The organism is Streptomyces sp. NPDC059355, assembly GCF_042752335.1.
Classification (GTDB): domain Bacteria; phylum Actinomycetota; class Actinomycetes; order Streptomycetales; family Streptomycetaceae; genus Streptomyces.
This window is the reverse complement of record NZ_JBHYXN010000026.1, coordinates 84,345-99,990: the sequence shown is the minus strand read 5'-3', so window position 1 is coordinate 99,990 and position 15,646 is coordinate 84,345. Positions and strand designations below refer to the sequence as shown.

The window sequence follows — 15,646 nt, the reverse complement described above, 5'->3', positions numbered from 1 at the left end:
GGCGGCGAGATCGGTGTTGGTGGACCCGGTGGCGGCGACCACCTCGACCGAGCTCCACAGCCCCCCGTCGGCGACGAGGGCCCGCTCCAGCGCGGCGGCGCTCAAAGGCGGCCGCTCAAGGCTCGACCAGCGGCCGGTGGAAGCCGCACCTGATGCATCTGATGGCGTCATGCAACCCACAGTAGGTGTGTCAAACGCCGCACTGCCGAGCGCCATGCCCGCCGATACGCTACGCACCAGTAGCCAGCAGTAGTCAATCAATTGACCTGGCAGTTGACACCACACAGGGAGCCGCGACCCCGATGTCACAACCCTCAGAGCCGATCGACATGCACACGACCGCGGGCAAGATCGCGGACCTGCAGCGCCGCATCGACGAAGCCACTCACGCCGGGTCCGCGCGCGCGGTGGAGAAGCAGCACGCCAAGGGGAAGCTGACGGCGCGTGAGCGGGTGGCCCTGCTGCTGGACGAGGGCTCCTTCGTCGAGCTCGACGAGTTCGCCCGGCACCGCTCCACCAACTTCGGGCTGGAGAAGACCCGCCCCTACGGCGACGGCGTCGTCACCGGCTACGGCACGGTGGACGGCCGCCCGGTGGCCGTGTTCTCCCAGGACTTCACGGTCTTCGGCGGGGCCCTCGGCGAGGTCTACGGCCAGAAGATCATGAAGGTCATGGACTTCGCCCTGAAGACCGGCTGTCCGCTCGTCGGCATCAACGACTCCGGCGGCGCCCGCATCCAGGAGGGCGTGAGCGCGCTCGGCATGTACGGCGAGATCTTCCGCCGCAACGTCCACGCCTCCGGCGTCATTCCGCAGATCAGCCTGATCGTGGGCCCCTGCGCCGGCGGCGCCGTGTACTCCCCCGCCATCACCGACTTCACCGTGATGGTCGACCAGACCTCGCACATGTTCATCACCGGCCCGGACGTCATCAAGACGGTCACCGGCGAGGACGTGGGCTTCGAGGAGCTCGGCGGCGCGCGCACCCACAACTCCACCTCCGGCGTGGCCCACCACATGGCCGGGGACGAGAAGGACGCCATCGAGTACGTCAAGAACCTGCTGGCGTACCTGCCGTCGAACAACCTCTCCGAGCCGCCCGCCTTCCCCGAGGAGGCGGACACCGAGGTCACCGACACCGACCGCGAGCTCGACGTGCTGATCCCGGACAGCGCGAACCAGCCGTACGACATGCACACCGTGATCGAGCACGTGCTCGACGACGCGGAGTTCCTGGAGACGCAGGCGCTCTTCGCGCCGAACATCCTCACCGGCTTCGGCCGGGTCGAGGGGCACCCGGTGGGCATCGTCGCCAACCAGCCGATGCAGTTCGCCGGCTGCCTGGACATCAACGCCTCCGAGAAGGCCGCCCGCTTCGTGCGGACCTGCGACGCCTTCAACATCCCGGTGCTGACGTTCGTGGACGTCCCGGGCTTCCTGCCGGGCACGGACCAGGAGTACAACGGAATCATCCGGCGCGGCGCGAAGCTGATCTACGCGTACGCCGAGGCCACCGTCCCCCTGATCACCGTCATCACCCGCAAGGCCTTCGGCGGCGCGTACGACGTCATGGGCTCCAAGCACCTCGGCGCGGACCTGAACCTGGCCTGGCCGACCGCGCAGATCGCCGTCATGGGCGCGCAGGGTGCGGTCAACATCCTGCACCGGCGCGCCATCGCCGAGGCGGAGGAGGCCGGCAACGCCGAGGAGACGCGGGCGCGGCTCATCGCCGAGTACGAGGACGCGCTGCTGAACCCGTACACGGCCGCCGAGCGGGGCTACATCGACGCGGTGGCCATGCCGTCGGAGACCCGGGCCCACGTGGTCAAGGGGCTGCGGCAGCTGCGCACCAAGCGGGAGTCCCTGCCCCCGAAGAAGCACGGCAACATCCCCCTCTAGGACGCTGGGAGGCAGTCTCGTGGTGATCAAGGTCGTCAAGGGGAACCCGACGCCCGAGGAGCTTGCCGCCGCACTGGCGGTGGTCCAAGCGCGCGCGGCGGCGCTGGCGTCGGCGCCGTCGGGCGCGGCGCGGGCGGCGGACGAGTGGTCGGCGCCGGCCCGGGTGGCGCGGCGGACGCTGCCGCAGCCGGGGCCGCGCGCGTGGGCCCGTACCTACTGGCCCGGATAGGCGTCGGTCCGGTCGTGAAGATGACGTGAACGGACCGTGGCGCCTGAGTACCCGTACTCAGGCGCCACACCGGTGCGTGGGGCCAGGATCGGGGCATGCTCTGGTCAGACCCGAAGAACGAGCCGCCCAAGGACATGCGCGACGCGCAGGCGATGGTGCGGCGGATGACCGTGGTGGTCGTCCTCGCGATGCTGGTGGTCGTGTACGTGCTGGGCGTGGGCTTCTAGGCCGAGCCCCCTGGGGGTGTCCCGTCCGTCTCTTCCGTCTCTTCCGCGCGGGCCGAGGGGCGTCCGGGGCGGGAGGGCCGCGCCTACGATGGCGGGCATGACTGCTGCTGCCCAGGCCCCGGCCCACCCCCTCGTCCTCGCCTCCGCCTCGCCCGCCCGGCTCAACCTGCTGCGGCAGGCCGGGCTGGCCCCGCACGTGATCGTCAGCCACTTCGACGAGGACGCGCTCAGCGCGGATTCCCCGGCCGAGCTGGCCCTGGCGCTGGCCGAGGCCAAGGCGGGCGTCGTGGCGGCCCTGGACGAGGCCGCGGGCTCCCTGGTGATCGGCTGCGACTCGGTGCTGGAGCTGGACGGCGAGGCGCTCGGCAAGCCGGCGGACGCCGAAGAGGCCACCGCCCGCTGGAAGTCGATGCGCGGGCGGGCCGGCGTGCTGCGCACCGGGCACTGCGTGATCGACACGGCGACCGGGCGTCAGGTTTCGGCCACGGCCTCCACGACGGTCCGGTTCGGCGAGCCGACGGACGCCGAGGTGGCCGCGTACGTGGCGAGCGGCGAGCCGCTGCACGTGGCCGGGGCGTTCACCCTGGACGGGCTGTCGGCTCCGTTCATCGAGGGCATCGACGGCGACCACGGGAACGTCATCGGGCTGTCGATGCCGCTGCTGCGCTCGCTGCTGGCCGAACTGGGCGTGTCGATCACGGATTTGTGGGCTTGAGCTCCCCGTACGGCGGCGGCGGGGCATCCCGGACGTCCCGGCCCCCCGGGGTGTCCCCGGAGGACGCCCCGGCAGCGCCCTGGGGCGCCCCCTGGGCGGCGTAGAGCATCAGGACGAGGATCAGCAGGCACAGGATCGCCATCAGCACCGCGAACGCGCCCCAGCCGACCAGGCCGACGGCGAGGGCGCCGAGCACCCCGTGGGTGACGGCTGCGGTGACGAGGACGACGCGGGCCAAGGTGCCGGGCGCGCGGTCGCGCACGGCCGCGACGGCGAGGAAGACGGCGCACAGGAGCAGGAACGCGCCGATGCCCGCACCCATCGCATACGTCGCCGTGGACATGACATCCGGATCCATGCCCGCGATGGACATCGACTGGTTGTGGGTGGTCCTGCCCAGCACGATGTGGACGAGGACCAGCACCGCCGCCTCGACGACGAGCACGATCGAGGCCAGTCCGGCCACGAGTCTGCGCAGTACGACGCCCACGGCGACCCACCCCTCCCCACAAGTCCCCGGCCGCACAACGACCCCGCAACGGCCCCGCAACAGCCCCACCATGACCACAAGCCTGTTCGACGCCCTGGAGGCTACTAACGGGTAAACGTACGGACAAGGGGTCCGGGCAGCTTCGTTACGCGGGGTGCCCGTACCGGCGATCACGCAAAGAATGCGTGGGCCGTTCGTAGGGACTCGACAAAGAATCACCGGGGGCCGCTGACCGGGCGAACAGAGACCTCGGACGGGTGACGGGGTTACTGTGCAGTTGGGGATCCCCCTGACCTGGGGCGCCACAAGGGCTTTCCTCACTCGAGGCGGACTCGAATCACACTCCGTGTGGGCAAGGTCACCTCTAGGGAAGGGTCGAAACCCCGTGTGGGCTGTCCCTAAACTCAGCTTGTTTCAAGGAGGGAGCCATCGTGCGCAAGGTGCTCATCGCCAACCGTGGCGAAATCGCTGTCCGCGTTGCTCGGGCCTGCCGGGATGCCGGAATCGCAAGCGTAGCCGTCTACGCCGATCCGGACCGGGACGCTCTGCATGTCCGCGCGGCCGACGAAGCTTTCGCGTTGGGCGGTGACACCCCGGCCGCGAGCTACCTGGACTTCTCCAAGGTCCTGCAGGCCGCAGCCGATTCCGGCGCGGACGCCATCCATCCCGGATACGGCTTCCTCTCCGAGAACGCCGACTTCGCGCAGGCCGTCCTCGACGCGGGCCTGACCTGGATCGGCCCGCCCCCGCAGGCCATCCGCGACCTCGGCGACAAGGTGGCCGCCCGCCACATCGCCCAGCGCGCCGGCGCCCCGCTCGTCGCGGGCACCCCGGACCCGGTCTCCGGTGCCGACGAGGTCGTCGAGTTCGCCAAGGAGCACGGCCTGCCGATCGCGATCAAGGCCGCCTTCGGCGGCGGCGGTCGCGGCCTGAAGGTCGCCCGTACGCTCGAAGAGGTCCCCGAGCTCTACGACTCGGCCGTCCGCGAGGCCGTCGCCGCCTTCGGCCGCGGCGAGTGCTTCGTCGAGCGCTACCTCGACAAGCCGCGCCACGTCGAGACCCAGTGCCTGGCCGACTCCCACGGCAACGTGGTCGTCGTCTCCACGCGCGACTGCTCGCTGCAGCGCCGCCACCAGAAGCTGGTCGAGGAAGCCCCCGCGCCGTTCCTGTCGGAGGCTCAGAACGCCGAGCTGTACGCGGCGTCCAAGGCCATCCTGAAGGAGGCCGGCTACGTCGGCGCGGGCACGGTGGAGTTCCTGGTCTCCGCCGACGGCCTGATCTCCTTCCTGGAGGTCAACACCCGCCTCCAGGTCGAGCACCCGGTCACCGAAGAGGTCTCCGGCATCGACCTGGTCCGCGAGATGTTCCGCATCGCCGACGGCGAGGAGCTCGGCTACGGCGACCCGGTCCTGCGCGGCCACTCCATCGAGTTCCGCATCAACGGCGAGGACCCGGGCCGCGGCTTCCTGCCCGCCCCCGGCACCGTCACCAAGTTCGCCGCGCCCGCCGGCCCGGGCGTCCGCCTCGACACCGGCGTCGAGTCCGGCTCCGTCATCGGCCCGGCCTGGGACTCCCTGCTGGCCAAGCTGATCGTCACCGGCGCCACCCGCGAGCAGGCCCTCCAGCGTGCGGCGCGCGCCCTGGCCGAGTTCGAGGTCGAGGGCATGGCCACGGCCATCCCCTTCCACCGCGCGGTCGTCGTCGACCCCGCGTTCGCCCCCGCCGACGGCAGCCCGTTCACCGTCTACACCCGGTGGATCGAGACCGAGTTCGTCAACGAGATCCCCGCCTTCGTCGCCCCGGCGGCCGAGGACACGGAGGACGAGCCGGGCCGCGAGACGGTCGTCGTCGAGGTCGGCGGCAAGCGCCTGGAGGTCTCCCTCCCGTCCTCGCTGGGCATGACACTGGCCCGCACGGCCGCGGCGGGCGGCGCGAAGCCGAAGCGCCGCGCGGCGAAGAAGTCCGGTCCGGCCGCCTCGGGCGACACGCTCGCGTCCCCGATGCAGGGCACGATCGTCAAGGTCGCGGTCGAGGAGGGCCAGCAGGTCAACGAGGGCGACCTGATCGTCGTCCTCGAGGCCATGAAGATGGAGCAGCCGCTGAACGCGCATCGCTCCGGCACCGTCGTCGGCCTCACCGCCGAAGTCGGCGCCAGCCTGACCTCGGGCGCCACCATCTGCGAGATCAAGGACTGACGTCCGCGTTCGAGGACCGAGGTCCTCGAACCGCTGAGGCCCGGAACCCCTGCGGGGGTTTCCGGGCCTCACGCGTTCCGGCGCCCCCCCACGCGGGGCTCCGGGCGGACGCTAGCGGCGGCGCATGTCCGCGACGCGGGGCCGGTCCCCCGCGGACTGCTGCTCCAGCAGCGACGCGGGGGCGCTGCGCAGCTGCGCGGACGGTCCTCCGCGCCGCTGCACCGGCAGCGGGGACTCCCGGCGCGGGCGGCGGCCCGCCATGCCCTCACCGCTCCCGCCGGAGGCCACGGCCCCGGCGATGGTGATCTGGACGCCCTGGTCGGCCAGGGCCTGGAGCTCCGTGGCCGCGCGGTCGTCGTGCGGCGGGGGCTCGTCCGTGACCAGACGGGTCATCACATCGGTCGGCACGGTCTGGAACATGGTGTCCGTGCCCAGCTTCGTGTGGTCCGCGAGGACCACCACCTCCGCCGCGGCCTGGACCAGGGCCCGGTCCACGCTCGCCGACAGCATGTTGGACGTGGACAGGCCGCGTTCCGCGGTCAGGCCGCTCCCGGACAGGAAGGCCCGGGAGACCCGCAGCCCCTGGAGGGACTGCTCCGCCCCGCTGCCGACCAGCGCGTAGTTGGAGCCGCGGAGGGTGCCGCCCGTCATCACCACCTCCACCCTGTTCGCGTGGGCCAGCGCCTGCGCGACCAGCAGCGAGTTGGTGACGACGGTCAGTCCGGGCACCCGGGCGAGCCGGCGGGCCAGCTCCTGGGTCGTGGTGCCCGCGCCGACGACGACGGCCTCGCCTTCTTCGACGAGGCCGGCAGCCACGTCGGCAATGGCGGTCTTCTCCGCCGTCGCGAGATGGGACTTTTGCGGAAAGCCGGACTCCCGCGTGAAACCGCCCGGCAATACCGCACCGCCGTGTCGGCGGTCGAGGAGTCCTTCGGCCTCCAGTGCCCGCACGTCCCGCCGTACGGTCACTTCAGAGGTCTGGACGACGCGGGCGAGCTCCCGGAGCGATACCGCTCCGTTGGCCCGCACCATTTCGAGAATCAATTGGCGACGTTCTGCAGCGAACACGAAACTGACAGTAACCCCAACGACCGTCTTGTTTCAGCTCCTTGCACCGGAATACCGAAGTTGTCCATAAAACAGGGCGACTGGTGGTATACGCGGCAGGTCGGTTGAGTGAACGTCACTCCACCTTCCGGGAGCCCGCCCCAAGTCGCCTCTGACGTGGGGTGGTTGCCTTTCTCAGGCCTCGCCGGCGGCCTTGCGCGTGTGCAGCTGGCGGGCCACCTCGGCGATCGAACCCGACAGCGAGGGGTACACCGTGAACGCGTTTGCGATCTGCTCGACGGTCAGGTTGTTGTCGACCGCGATCGAGATGGGGTGGATCAGCTCGCTCGCCCGCGGGGAGACCACCACGCCGCCCACCACGATTCCGGTGCCCGGACGGCAGAACAGCTTCACGAACCCGTCCCGGATGCCCTGCATCTTGGCGCGCGCGTTGCGCAGCAGGGGCAACTTCACGACACGGGCGTCGATCTTGCCGGAGTCCACATCGGCCTGGGTGTAACCGACAGTGGCGATCTCCGGGTCGGTGAACACGTTCGACGAGACCGTCTTGAGGTTCAGCGGGGCCACCGCGTCGCCGAGGAAGTGGTACATCGCGATGCGGCCCTGCATGGCGGCGACGGAGGCCAGCGCGAAGATCCCGGTCACGTCGCCGGCCGCGTACACGCCGGGCGCGGAGGTACGGGAGACCTTGTCGGTCCAGATGTGCCCGGACTCCTTGAGCCGGACCCCGGACTCCTCCAGGTTCATGTCCTTGGTGTTCGGGATCGCGCCGACCGCCATCAGGCAGTGCGTGCCGGTGATGACGCGGCCGTCCGACAGCGTGACCTCGACGCGGTCGCCGACGCGCTTGGCCGACTCCGCGCGGGAGCGGCCGACGACGTTCATGCCGCGGCGCCGGAAGACGTCCTCCAGCACGGCCGCCGCGTCCGGGTCCTCGCCGGGCAGCACGCGGTCGCGCGAGGAGATCAGCGTCACCCGGGAGCCGAGGGCCTGGTACGCGCCGGCGAACTCGGCGCCGGTGACGCCGGAGCCGACCACGATGAGCTCCTCGGGGAGCTCGTCGAGGTCGTAGACCTGGGTCCAGTTCAGGATCCGCTCGCCGTCGGGCATGGCGTCCGGGATCTCGCGGGGGTGGCCGCCGGTCGCGATCAGCACGGCGTCGGCCGTCAGGATCGTCTCGGTGCCGTCGGCGGCGGTGACGATGACGTCGCGCGTGCCGTCGATCCCCTGCGGGCCGCCGAGCTTGCCGCGGCCCCGTACGACGCGGGCGCCGGCCCGGGTCACGGAAGCGGTGATGTCGTGCGACTGGGCGAGCGCGAGGCGCTTGACGCGCCGGTTCACCTTGCCGAGGTCGACGCCGACGACGCGCGCGGCCTGCTCGATGTGCGGGGTGTCGTCGGCCACGACGATGCCGAGCTCCTCGTACGACGAGTCGAAGGTCGTCATGACCTCGGCGGTCGCGATGAGGGTCTTGGAGGGCACGCAGTCGGTGAGGACGGACGCGCCACCGAGGCCGTCGCAGTCGACGACGGTCACCTCCGCGCCGAGCTGGGCCCCCACGAGGGCCGCCTCATACCCGCCGGGTCCGCCGCCGATGATCACGATCCGGGTCACGAAAACTCCGCCTCACGTCTACCCGGCCGGCTGCCGCCCCGGCCGGGGCTTCCGGGTCTCCCCGGGGGATGCATTCCGTGCCCCATTGTCCCGCACGCTTCAAGGTGCTTCTCCCCCGGTCCGGCCATCCGTGAGGACGGCCGGGCACGCGGCCCGCCCCGCCCCTCCCGTACCCTCGACCTCATGTCGCTCTACGCCGCGTACGCCGGCAACCTCGACCCGCGGCTGATGACGCGCCGCGCTCCGCATTCGCCGCTGCGCGGCACGGGCTGGATCAACGACTGGCGGCTGACCTTCGGCGGTGAGCAGATGGGGTGGGAGGGCGCCCTGGCCACGATCGTCGAGGCCCCGCGCCACCAGGTGTTCGTCGCCCTGTACGACATCGCGCCGCTGGACGAGGACTCCATGGACCGGTGGGAGGGCGTCGGGCTCGACATCTACCGCCGGATGCGGATCCGCGTCCACACGCTGGACGGCGAGGAGCCGGCGTGGTGCTACGTGCTGAACGGGTACGAGGGCGGCCTGCCCTCGGCGCGCTACCTCGGCGAGATCGCCGACGCGGCCGAATCGGCGGGGGCCCCGCACGACTACGTGATGGAACTGCGCAAGCGCCCCTGCTAGCGGTCGCCCCCGCCGGGGGCGAACCGCCGGGGGCGACCGCCGGGGTGAACCGCCGGGGGCATTTCGGCGGAAACGACAAGGCAACGATCCGAACACCGTGAGCTGCGCCATCTACGCGCGTAGGCAATGCTCGGCTACGCTCGTCAGCGTGAACGCATCTGTTACCGACCCCTTCGCCGACGCCACCGCCGCAGCCGCCCGCCTGCGTGAGCTGACCGGCGCCGAATCCCACGATGTCGCCCTCGTCATGGGCTCCGGCTGGGCCCCCGCCGCAGAGGCGCTGGGCGCGCCCGAGGCCGAGTTCCCCGTCACCGAGCTGCCGGGCTTCCCGCCCGCCGCCGTCGAGGGCCACGGCGGCAAGATCCGCTCGTACAAGATCGGCGACAAGCGCGCCCTGGTCTTCCTCGGCCGGACCCACTACTACGAGGGCCGCGGCGTCGCCGCCGTCGCCCACGGCGTGCGCACCGCCGTCGCCGCCGGCTGCAAGACCGTCGTGCTGACCAACGGCTGCGGCGGCCTGCGCGAGGGCATGAAGCCCGGCCAGCCCGTCCTGATCAGCGACCACCTCAACCTGACGGCCACCTCGCCGATCGTCGGCGCGAACTTCGTGGACCTGACCGACCTGTACTCGCCGCGTCTGCGCGCGATGTGCAAGGAGATCGACGAGACCCTCGAAGAGGGCGTCTACGTCCAGTTCCCCGGCCCGCACTACGAGACCCCGGCCGAGATCAACATGATCCGCGTCATGGGCGCCGACCTGGTCGGCATGTCCACCGTGCTGGAGGCCATCGCCGCCCGTGAGGCCGGCGCCGAGGTGCTCGGCATCTCGCTGGTCACCAACCTGGCGGCGGGCATCTCCGGCGAGCCGCTCAACCACGAAGAGGTGCTCCAGGCCGGCCGTGACTCGGCCTCGCGCATGGGCAAGCTGCTGACCCAGGTCCTCGACCGCATCTGAGGCCCGGGCACCGGCACCGTACGAGAAGAAGCCGTACGAGAGACAAGGCGGAAGCAGTGGCAGTACAGGAACAGGACGAGCTGATCACCCGGGCGCAGGCCTGGCTGGCGGAGGACCCGGACCCGGAGACGGCGGCGGAGCTCGCCAAGATCATCGAGGCCGGGGACGTCACCGAGCTCGCGGACCGGTTCTCCGGCACCCTGCAGTTCGGCACGGCCGGACTGCGCGGCGAGATCGGCGCGGGCCCGATGCGGATGAACCGCTCCGTGGTCATCCGGGCCGCGGCGGGCCTCGCGGCCTACCTCAAGGCCCAGGGCCACGCCGGCGGCCTGGTCGTCGTCGGCTACGACGCGCGGTACAAGTCCGCGGACTTCGCCCGCGACACCGCCGCCGTGATGACCGGCGCGGGCCTGCGCGCGGCCGTCCTGCCCCGCCCACTGCCGACGCCCGTCCTCGCGTACGCCATACGGCACCTGGGTGCCGTCGCCGGCGTCGAGGTGACCGCGAGCCACAACCCGCCCCGGGACAACGGCTACAAGGTCTACCTCGGCGACGGCTCGCAGATCGTGTCCCCCGCGGACGTCGAGATCGCGGCCGAGATCGGCCGCGTGGACACCCTCGCCTCGGTCCCCCGTCCCGAGTCCGGCTGGGAGGACCTCGGCGACGAGGTCCTGGAGGCCTACCTGGCCCGTACGGACGCCGTCCTGACCCCCGGCTCCCCCCGGGGCGTGCGGACGGTCTACACGGCCATGCACGGCGTCGGCAAGGACGTCGTCCTGGCGGCCTTCGCCCGGGCCGGCTTCCCCGAGCCGGTGCTGGTCGCCGAGCAGGCGGAGCCGGACCCGGCCTTCCCGACGGTGGCCTTCCCGAACCCGGAGGAGCCGGGCGCGATGGACCTGGCCTTCGCGACGGCCGCCCGGGTGAACCCGGACATCGTCATCGCGAACGACCCGGACGCCGACCGCTGCGCCGTGGCCGTCCCCACCGCGGACGGCTGGCGGATGCTCCGCGGCGACGAGGTCGGCGCGCTGCTCGCGGCCCACCTGGTCCACAAGGGCGCGCAGGGCGTCTTCGCGGAGTCCATCGTCTCCTCGTCCCTCCTGGGGCGGATCGCGGAGGCCGCGGGCGTCGGCTACGAGGAGACCCTGACGGGCTTCAAGTGGATCGCCCGCGTCGAGGGCCTGCGGTACGGCTACGAGGAGGCGCTCGGCTACTGCGTGGACCCCGAGGGCGTCCGCGACAAGGACGGCATCACGGCCGCCCTGCTGGTGGCGGAGCTGGCCTCGGAGCTCAAGGAGCAGGGCCGTACGCTGACCGACCTGCTGGACGACCTGGCGATCGAGCACGGCCTGCACCACACCGACCAGCTGTCGGTCCGCGTGGAGGACCTGTCGGTCATCGCCAACGCGATGGCCGCGCTGCGGGCGGAGCCGCCGGTGTCGCTGGCGGGCCTGCGGGTCTCCTCCGCGGAGGACCTGACCCTGGGCACGGCGACGCTGCCGCCGACGGACGGCCTGCGCTACCACCTGGAGGGCGACTACAAGGCCCGGGTGATCGTGCGCCCGTCCGGCACGGAGCCGAAGCTGAAGTGCTACCTGGAGGTCGTGGTCCCGGTGGCGGACGCCCCGGACCTCGCCCCGGCCCGCAGCCGCGGCCAGGAGATCCTGGACGCGATCAAGAAGGACCTCTCGGCGGCCGCAGGCATCTGACCCGCCACGCGCCACTCGCGCCTCTGCACCGGATCCGTCCATCGGGTGCAGTCCCAAGGGCTCCGGCCCTTGCCCGGCCCCCCGAGCCCCGGCTCGGGGGGCCGTCGGCGTTGTCGGGGGCCGAGCCGGGCGGCCGTGCGTCAGGAAGGCGTCGGGGTCGGGCGGACCAGTTCGCCCAGGGTCGGGACCGACTCGGGGCGGGAGCGGACGGCCTCCGTGCACTCCCAGGCGCGCGGCGGGTCCGCGTCCGGGCCGCCCAGGACCACCGGGCCCGGGCCCGCCGAGACGGCCTCGCTGCCCGCCAGCGTGCACACCACCTGCGACAGCGCCACCGGCGGCAGGTCCTCCGGCTTGCGGCTGATGCGTATCGTCCCCGCCGGATCGCCCGTGCGCGCCGGCGCGACCGTCAGTCCGCCCGGGACCCCGGTCGTGAACCCCGCGTCGCGCTCCTCCGCCGACGGATCCCGCTCCAGCGCCTCCAGCAGCGCCTCGGCGACCAGCACCACGGGGTCCCGTACCGGCTTCTTCTCCGGTACCGGCACCACCCGCTCCACGCCCACCAGCTGCGATCCGCAGACCAGCTCCACCGTGGCCCGGAAACCCTGCACCCCGGTCTGCGGCTGCGGCGTGTCGCACGACACCCGCGAAGGCGCCGCGCCGACGTCCACCGGCACCGTCGTCGCCCTGATCCCGCACCCGGACACGAGTCCCGCCACGGCCAACAGCACTGCCGCCCTACGCGTCCGCGTCACCGGCGATCACCTTCCCCACGTCCACCGGCAGGCGCAGCGTGAACAGCGCACCGCCCTGCGGCCCGTTGGCCGCGGTGATGTCACCGCCGTGGATGTGCGCGTTCTCCACTGCGATCGACAGGCCCAGCCCGCTGCCGTCCGACTTCGGCCGCGAGGCGCTCGCCTTGTAGAACCGGTCGAAGACGTGCGGCAGCACCTCCTCAGGGATGCCCGGACCGTTGTCCTGGACCGCGATCGCCAGCCACTCGCCCTCGACGACCACCGACACCCGCACCGGCGAGCCGCCGTGCTTGAGCGCGTTGCCGATCAGGTTGGCGAGGATGACGTCGAGCCGGCGCGGGTCGAGCCGCGCCACGATGCCCCGCTCCGCGTCCAGTTCGACCGCGTCGAGCCAGGCCCGCGCGTCGATGCAGGCCGTGACCTGGTCGGCGACGTCCACGTCGTCCAGGACCAGCTTGGCCGTCCCCGCGTCGAAGCGGGTGACCTCCATCAGGTTCTCCACCAGGATGTTCAGCCGCCGGGTCTCGCTGACCACCAGCGCCACCGCCGGTGCGATCATCGGATCGAGGTGCTCGACCTCCTCCTCCAGCACCTCGGCGACCGCCGTCAGCGCCGTCAGCGGAGTGCGCAGTTCGTGCGACATGTCCGCGACGAAGCGCCGGCTGGCCTCCTCCCGCGCGCTCATGTCGGCGACCTTCTTCTCCAGCGCCTCCGCCGTCTTGTTGAACGTGTGCGAGAGATCGGCGAGTTCGTCCGTCCCCGACACGTCGAGCCGATGGTCCAGCTCGCCCTCGCCGAGCCGACGCGCCGCGTCCCCCAGCCGCTGTACTGGCTTGAGCACGGTCCGGGCGGCCGCCTGGGCCAGCAGCGCGGATCCGAGCAGCGCGAGGCCCGTCGCGATGGTCAGCGACCAGCCGAGCGCGTTCAGGTCGTCCCGCTCCTGCGCCAGGGACTTGTACATGTAGCCGGTCGGCCCGCCGCCCACGATCCGCGTACCGCCGACCAGGTACGGATTGCCGCGCGGCTTCGTCCGCTGCCAGTACACGTGGTACTCGGCGTCGTTCGCGGCCGTGGCCTTCTGCCGGTCGTTCACCGCGCGCTGCAGCGAGCCCGGTACGTCGTCCAGCCCGAAGGAGTCGGGGCCGGCCGCTCCGAACACCTTGCGGCCGTCCTTGCGCTCGTCGACCAGGAGCACGCTGTAGCCGGGGCTGCTGCCCGCCATCAGCTCGGCGGTGCGCTGCATCTCCTCGGGCGTCGGGTCGGCGGGCAGCGCCGCGGCCCGGTTCTGCATCTCCTGGCGGAAGTCGCCGAGGGCCGCGTCCTGGGTACGGGTGAGCACGGCCTCCCGGTTGAGCCAGTACGCGATCCCGGACGCGGAGACCGCGGCCACCAGCGCGACCAGGGAGAAGACCATCAGGAGCCGCAGCCGCAGGCTGGTCCACCGCCGGCCCGCGAACAGGGCTTTGATCACTGCGGCGAGTCCAGCCGGTAGCCGACACCACGGACGGTCCGGATGAGGGTGGGCGAGGACGGTACTTCCTCGACCTTGGCGCGCAGCCGCTGCACGCAGGCGTCCACGAGCCGGGAGTCGCCGAGGTAGTCGTGCTCCCAGACGAGGCGCAGCAGCTGCTGGCGGGAGAGCGCCTGCCCGGGCCGGCGGCTGAGCTCCAGGAGCAGCCGCAGCTCGGTCGGCGTGAGCTGGAGGTCCTCGCCGTTCTTGGTGACCGTCATCGCGGCCCGGTCGATGACCAGGGAACCGAACGACGCGGAGTCGCTGGCCTCCCGTTCCCCGCGGCGCAGGACGGCCCGGATCCGGGCGTCGAGCACCCGGCCCTGGACGGGCTTGACGACGTAGTCGTCGGCCCCCGACTCCAGGCCCACGACGACATCGATGTCGTCGCTTCGGGCGGTCAGCAGGATGATCGGCAGCTGGTCGGTGCGGCGGATCCGCCGGCACACCTCGAAGCCGTCGATCCCGGGCAGCATGACGTCGAGCACGATCAGGTCCGGCCGCTGCTCGCGCAGCAGCTTCAGGCCGTCCTCGCCCGTCGCCGCAGTGGCCACACGGTGGCCCTGGCGAGACAGGGAGAGTTCGAGGGCCGTGCGGATGGCGTCGTCGTCCTCGATCAGCAACAGGAAAGGCACGGGCTCATTCTGTCCCATCGACCGTTCGGAGTTCGACCGTCGGGTGCAGGGGATCGTGCGGGGCTGCTCGCACGGGGACCCGCCGGAGTCGCTGTGACAGGCCTGTGACAGTCGGCGGACACCCCGGTTAAGTCGGCCGGGCAGTCTTTTGCCAACGAAACCGAGCAGGATCCGAAGCAGACTCCACGACGGGGGGCGCGAGATGAACACGCTGCACAGCACCACCACCAGCGCGATTGTCACGCGGCTGCACGATGTGAACCGCCGGGCAGGTGTCCGTACGGTGACGGTCGCCCGTCCGCGGCCGGCGCACACGGTGGCCATCGACGCGAACACGTACCAGTCGGCATCCGCCGTCCCGGTGCAGCGCACGCCCGAACTCTCCGCCACCTCGGAGGCCGAGTTCACGGCGTACGTCCAGGAGCGGCGGGCCGCCCTCTACGCGACGGCCTTCCACCTGACCGGTGACCGTTACGAGGCCGAGGACCTGCTCCAGAGCGCGCTGTTCTCCACGTACCGCGCCTGGGACCGGATCAGCGACAAGGCCGCGGTCGGCGGGTACCTGCGGCGCACGATGACGAACCTGCACATCAGCGCGTGGCGCCGCCGGAAGCTGAACGAGTACCCGACGGAGGAGCTGCCGGAGACGGCCTCCGACACGGACGGGATGCGGGGCACTGAGCTGCGCGCGGTGCTGTGGCAGGCGCTGGCCCGCATCCCGGAGCCGCAGCGCACGATGCTGGTGCTGCGGTACTACGAGGGCCGTACGGACCCGGAGATCGCGGAGATCCTCGGCATCAGCGTCGGCACGGTGAAGTCGAGCATCTGGCGCTCGCTGCGACGGCTGCGGGACGACGAGGTGCTGAGCTTCGGCCGCGACGAGGCGGAGTCCTTCGAGGAGCTCGTCGCGTAACGCGGCACACCACAGACCATGGGCCAGGGGGCCCGTCCTACGGGGGTGGGGCGGGGGCCTGCGGGGGGAGAAGGCGGGATCAGGCGGCCGGGGGTCCGCGTGGTCCCGCCTTCTC

General features: G+C 71.8%; 15 protein-coding genes and 1 pseudogene. 9 read left to right on the top strand and 7 right to left on the bottom strand.

The features are described 5' to 3' along the window. A pseudogene (locus ACFXGI_RS24230) lies at nucleotides 1-216 on the bottom strand (biotin--[acetyl-CoA-carboxylase] ligase); the annotation flags it as partial. Nucleotides 217-302: 86 nt separating this feature from the next. On the opposite strand from ACFXGI_RS24230, the gene ACFXGI_RS24225 reads away from it, so the two are divergent. The 4 genes from ACFXGI_RS24225 (at nucleotide 303) to ACFXGI_RS24210 (ending at nucleotide 3,069) form a co-directional block, all read left to right on the top strand. After that, nucleotides 303-1,898, top strand: a complete 1,596-nt coding sequence (locus tag ACFXGI_RS24225; protein ID WP_030865408.1) for an acyl-CoA carboxylase subunit beta — start codon at nucleotides 303-305, stop codon at nucleotides 1,896-1,898. A gap of 22 nt (nucleotides 1,899-1,920) precedes the next feature. Further along, nucleotides 1,921-2,127 carry an acyl-CoA carboxylase epsilon subunit gene (locus ACFXGI_RS24220; RefSeq protein WP_199813694.1) on the top strand — a complete coding sequence of 69 codons (207 nt, stop codon included), beginning with the start codon at nucleotides 1,921-1,923 and terminating at the stop codon, nucleotides 2,125-2,127. 95 nt (nucleotides 2,128-2,222) lie between these two features. After that, nucleotides 2,223-2,354 (top strand): morphogenic membrane protein MmpB, encoded by a 132-nt coding sequence (gene mmpB, locus ACFXGI_RS24215; RefSeq protein ID WP_099889787.1) that lies wholly within the window; start codon nucleotides 2,223-2,225, stop codon nucleotides 2,352-2,354. A 97-nt stretch (nucleotides 2,355-2,451) separates the two neighbouring features. Then, nucleotides 2,452-3,069, top strand: coding sequence for a Maf family protein (locus tag ACFXGI_RS24210; protein ID WP_384710226.1), 618 nt, complete (start codon nucleotides 2,452-2,454; stop codon nucleotides 3,067-3,069). On the opposite strand, the gene ACFXGI_RS24205 is transcribed toward ACFXGI_RS24210, so the two are convergent. After that, nucleotides 3,050-3,559, bottom strand: coding sequence for a hypothetical protein (locus ACFXGI_RS24205; protein WP_384710223.1), 510 nt, complete (start codon nucleotides 3,557-3,559; stop codon nucleotides 3,050-3,052). The two genes, ACFXGI_RS24210 and ACFXGI_RS24205, sit on opposite strands and share 20 nt — an antisense overlap. Before the next feature lie 431 nt (nucleotides 3,560-3,990). Between ACFXGI_RS24205 and ACFXGI_RS24200 the strand changes: the two genes are divergently transcribed. Continuing rightward, nucleotides 3,991-5,754, top strand: a complete 1,764-nt coding sequence (locus ACFXGI_RS24200) for an acetyl/propionyl/methylcrotonyl-CoA carboxylase subunit alpha (RefSeq protein WP_384710220.1) — start codon at nucleotides 3,991-3,993, stop codon at nucleotides 5,752-5,754. Between the two features lie 111 nt (nucleotides 5,755-5,865). On the opposite strand, the gene ACFXGI_RS24195 is transcribed toward ACFXGI_RS24200, so the two are convergent. Continuing rightward, entirely contained in the window at nucleotides 5,866-6,786 is a 921-nt protein-coding gene (locus ACFXGI_RS24195) for a DeoR/GlpR family DNA-binding transcription regulator (RefSeq protein ID WP_384710276.1), read from the bottom strand. Between the two features lie 210 nt (nucleotides 6,787-6,996). After that, the gene (locus tag ACFXGI_RS24190) at nucleotides 6,997-8,436 is read right to left on the bottom strand and encodes an NAD(P)H-quinone dehydrogenase (protein WP_053690030.1); all 1,440 of its coding nucleotides are present in this window, start codon (nucleotides 8,434-8,436) and stop codon (nucleotides 6,997-6,999) included. Nucleotides 8,437-8,619: 183 nt separating this feature from the next. On the opposite strand from ACFXGI_RS24190, the gene ACFXGI_RS24185 reads away from it, so the two are divergent. The 3 genes from ACFXGI_RS24185 to ACFXGI_RS24175 all read left to right on the top strand — a co-directional run bounded on the left by ACFXGI_RS24185 (nucleotide 8,620) and on the right by ACFXGI_RS24175 (nucleotide 11,721). Continuing rightward, nucleotides 8,620-9,057 (top strand): gamma-glutamylcyclotransferase, encoded by a 438-nt coding sequence (locus ACFXGI_RS24185; protein WP_030865395.1) that lies wholly within the window; start codon nucleotides 8,620-8,622, stop codon nucleotides 9,055-9,057. A 148-nt stretch (nucleotides 9,058-9,205) separates the two neighbouring features. Then, a complete protein-coding gene (locus ACFXGI_RS24180) occupies nucleotides 9,206-10,012 on the top strand; it encodes a purine-nucleoside phosphorylase (protein WP_384710217.1) in 807 nt (268 codons plus the stop codon). Between the two features lie 56 nt (nucleotides 10,013-10,068). Further along, nucleotides 10,069-11,721 carry a phospho-sugar mutase gene (locus ACFXGI_RS24175; RefSeq protein WP_384710214.1) on the top strand — a complete coding sequence of 551 codons (1,653 nt, stop codon included), beginning with the start codon at nucleotides 10,069-10,071 and terminating at the stop codon, nucleotides 11,719-11,721. A 140-nt stretch (nucleotides 11,722-11,861) separates the two neighbouring features. Here ACFXGI_RS24175 and ACFXGI_RS24170 read toward each other — a convergent pair whose 3' ends face one another. From ACFXGI_RS24170 to afsQ1, 3 genes are read right to left on the bottom strand one after another with little or no spacing between them, the layout of a single operon-like run. Further along, nucleotides 11,862-12,473 carry a hypothetical protein gene (locus tag ACFXGI_RS24170; protein ID WP_351770212.1) on the bottom strand — a complete coding sequence of 204 codons (612 nt, stop codon included), beginning with the start codon at nucleotides 12,471-12,473 and terminating at the stop codon, nucleotides 11,862-11,864. Then, a complete protein-coding gene (locus ACFXGI_RS24165) occupies nucleotides 12,457-13,887 on the bottom strand; it encodes an ATP-binding protein (RefSeq protein ID WP_384710273.1) in 1,431 nt (476 codons plus the stop codon). The genes ACFXGI_RS24170 and ACFXGI_RS24165 overlap by 17 nt, the downstream gene beginning before the upstream one ends. 53 nt (nucleotides 13,888-13,940) lie before the next feature. Beyond that, on the bottom strand, nucleotides 13,941-14,618 hold the full coding sequence (gene afsQ1, locus ACFXGI_RS24160; protein ID WP_384710211.1) for a two-component system response regulator AfsQ1: 678 nt from the start codon (nucleotides 14,616-14,618) through the stop codon (nucleotides 13,941-13,943). Nucleotides 14,619-14,820: 202 nt separating this feature from the next. Here afsQ1 and ACFXGI_RS24155 point away from each other — a divergent pair, with 202 nt between their 5' ends. Then, complete coding sequence (locus tag ACFXGI_RS24155; RefSeq protein ID WP_384710208.1) at nucleotides 14,821-15,531, top strand: SigE family RNA polymerase sigma factor; 711 nt, start codon at nucleotides 14,821-14,823, stop codon at nucleotides 15,529-15,531. The last annotated feature ends 115 nt before the right edge of the window (nucleotides 15,532-15,646 follow it).

What these genes read in the sequence shown, in the direction of transcription:
- ACFXGI_RS24210 (WP_384710226.1), top strand. Translation starts at nt 2,452, where the DNA reads ATGACTGCTGCTGCCCAGGCCCCGGCCCACCCCCTCGTCCTCGCCTCC.
- ACFXGI_RS24165 (WP_384710273.1), bottom strand. Translation starts at nt 13,887, where the DNA reads ATGGTCTTCTCCCTGGTCGCGCTGGTGGCCGCGGTCTCCGCGTCCGGG.
- ACFXGI_RS24225 (WP_030865408.1), top strand. Translation starts at nt 303, where the DNA reads ATGTCACAACCCTCAGAGCCGATCGACATGCACACGACCGCGGGCAAG.
- ACFXGI_RS24155 (WP_384710208.1), top strand. Translation starts at nt 14,821, where the DNA reads ATGAACACGCTGCACAGCACCACCACCAGCGCGATTGTCACGCGGCTG.
- ACFXGI_RS24185 (WP_030865395.1), top strand. Translation starts at nt 8,620, where the DNA reads ATGTCGCTCTACGCCGCGTACGCCGGCAACCTCGACCCGCGGCTGATG.
- ACFXGI_RS24195 (WP_384710276.1), bottom strand. Translation starts at nt 6,786, where the DNA reads ATGGTGCGGGCCAACGGAGCGGTATCGCTCCGGGAGCTCGCCCGCGTC.
- mmpB (WP_099889787.1), top strand. Translation starts at nt 2,223, where the DNA reads ATGCTCTGGTCAGACCCGAAGAACGAGCCGCCCAAGGACATGCGCGAC.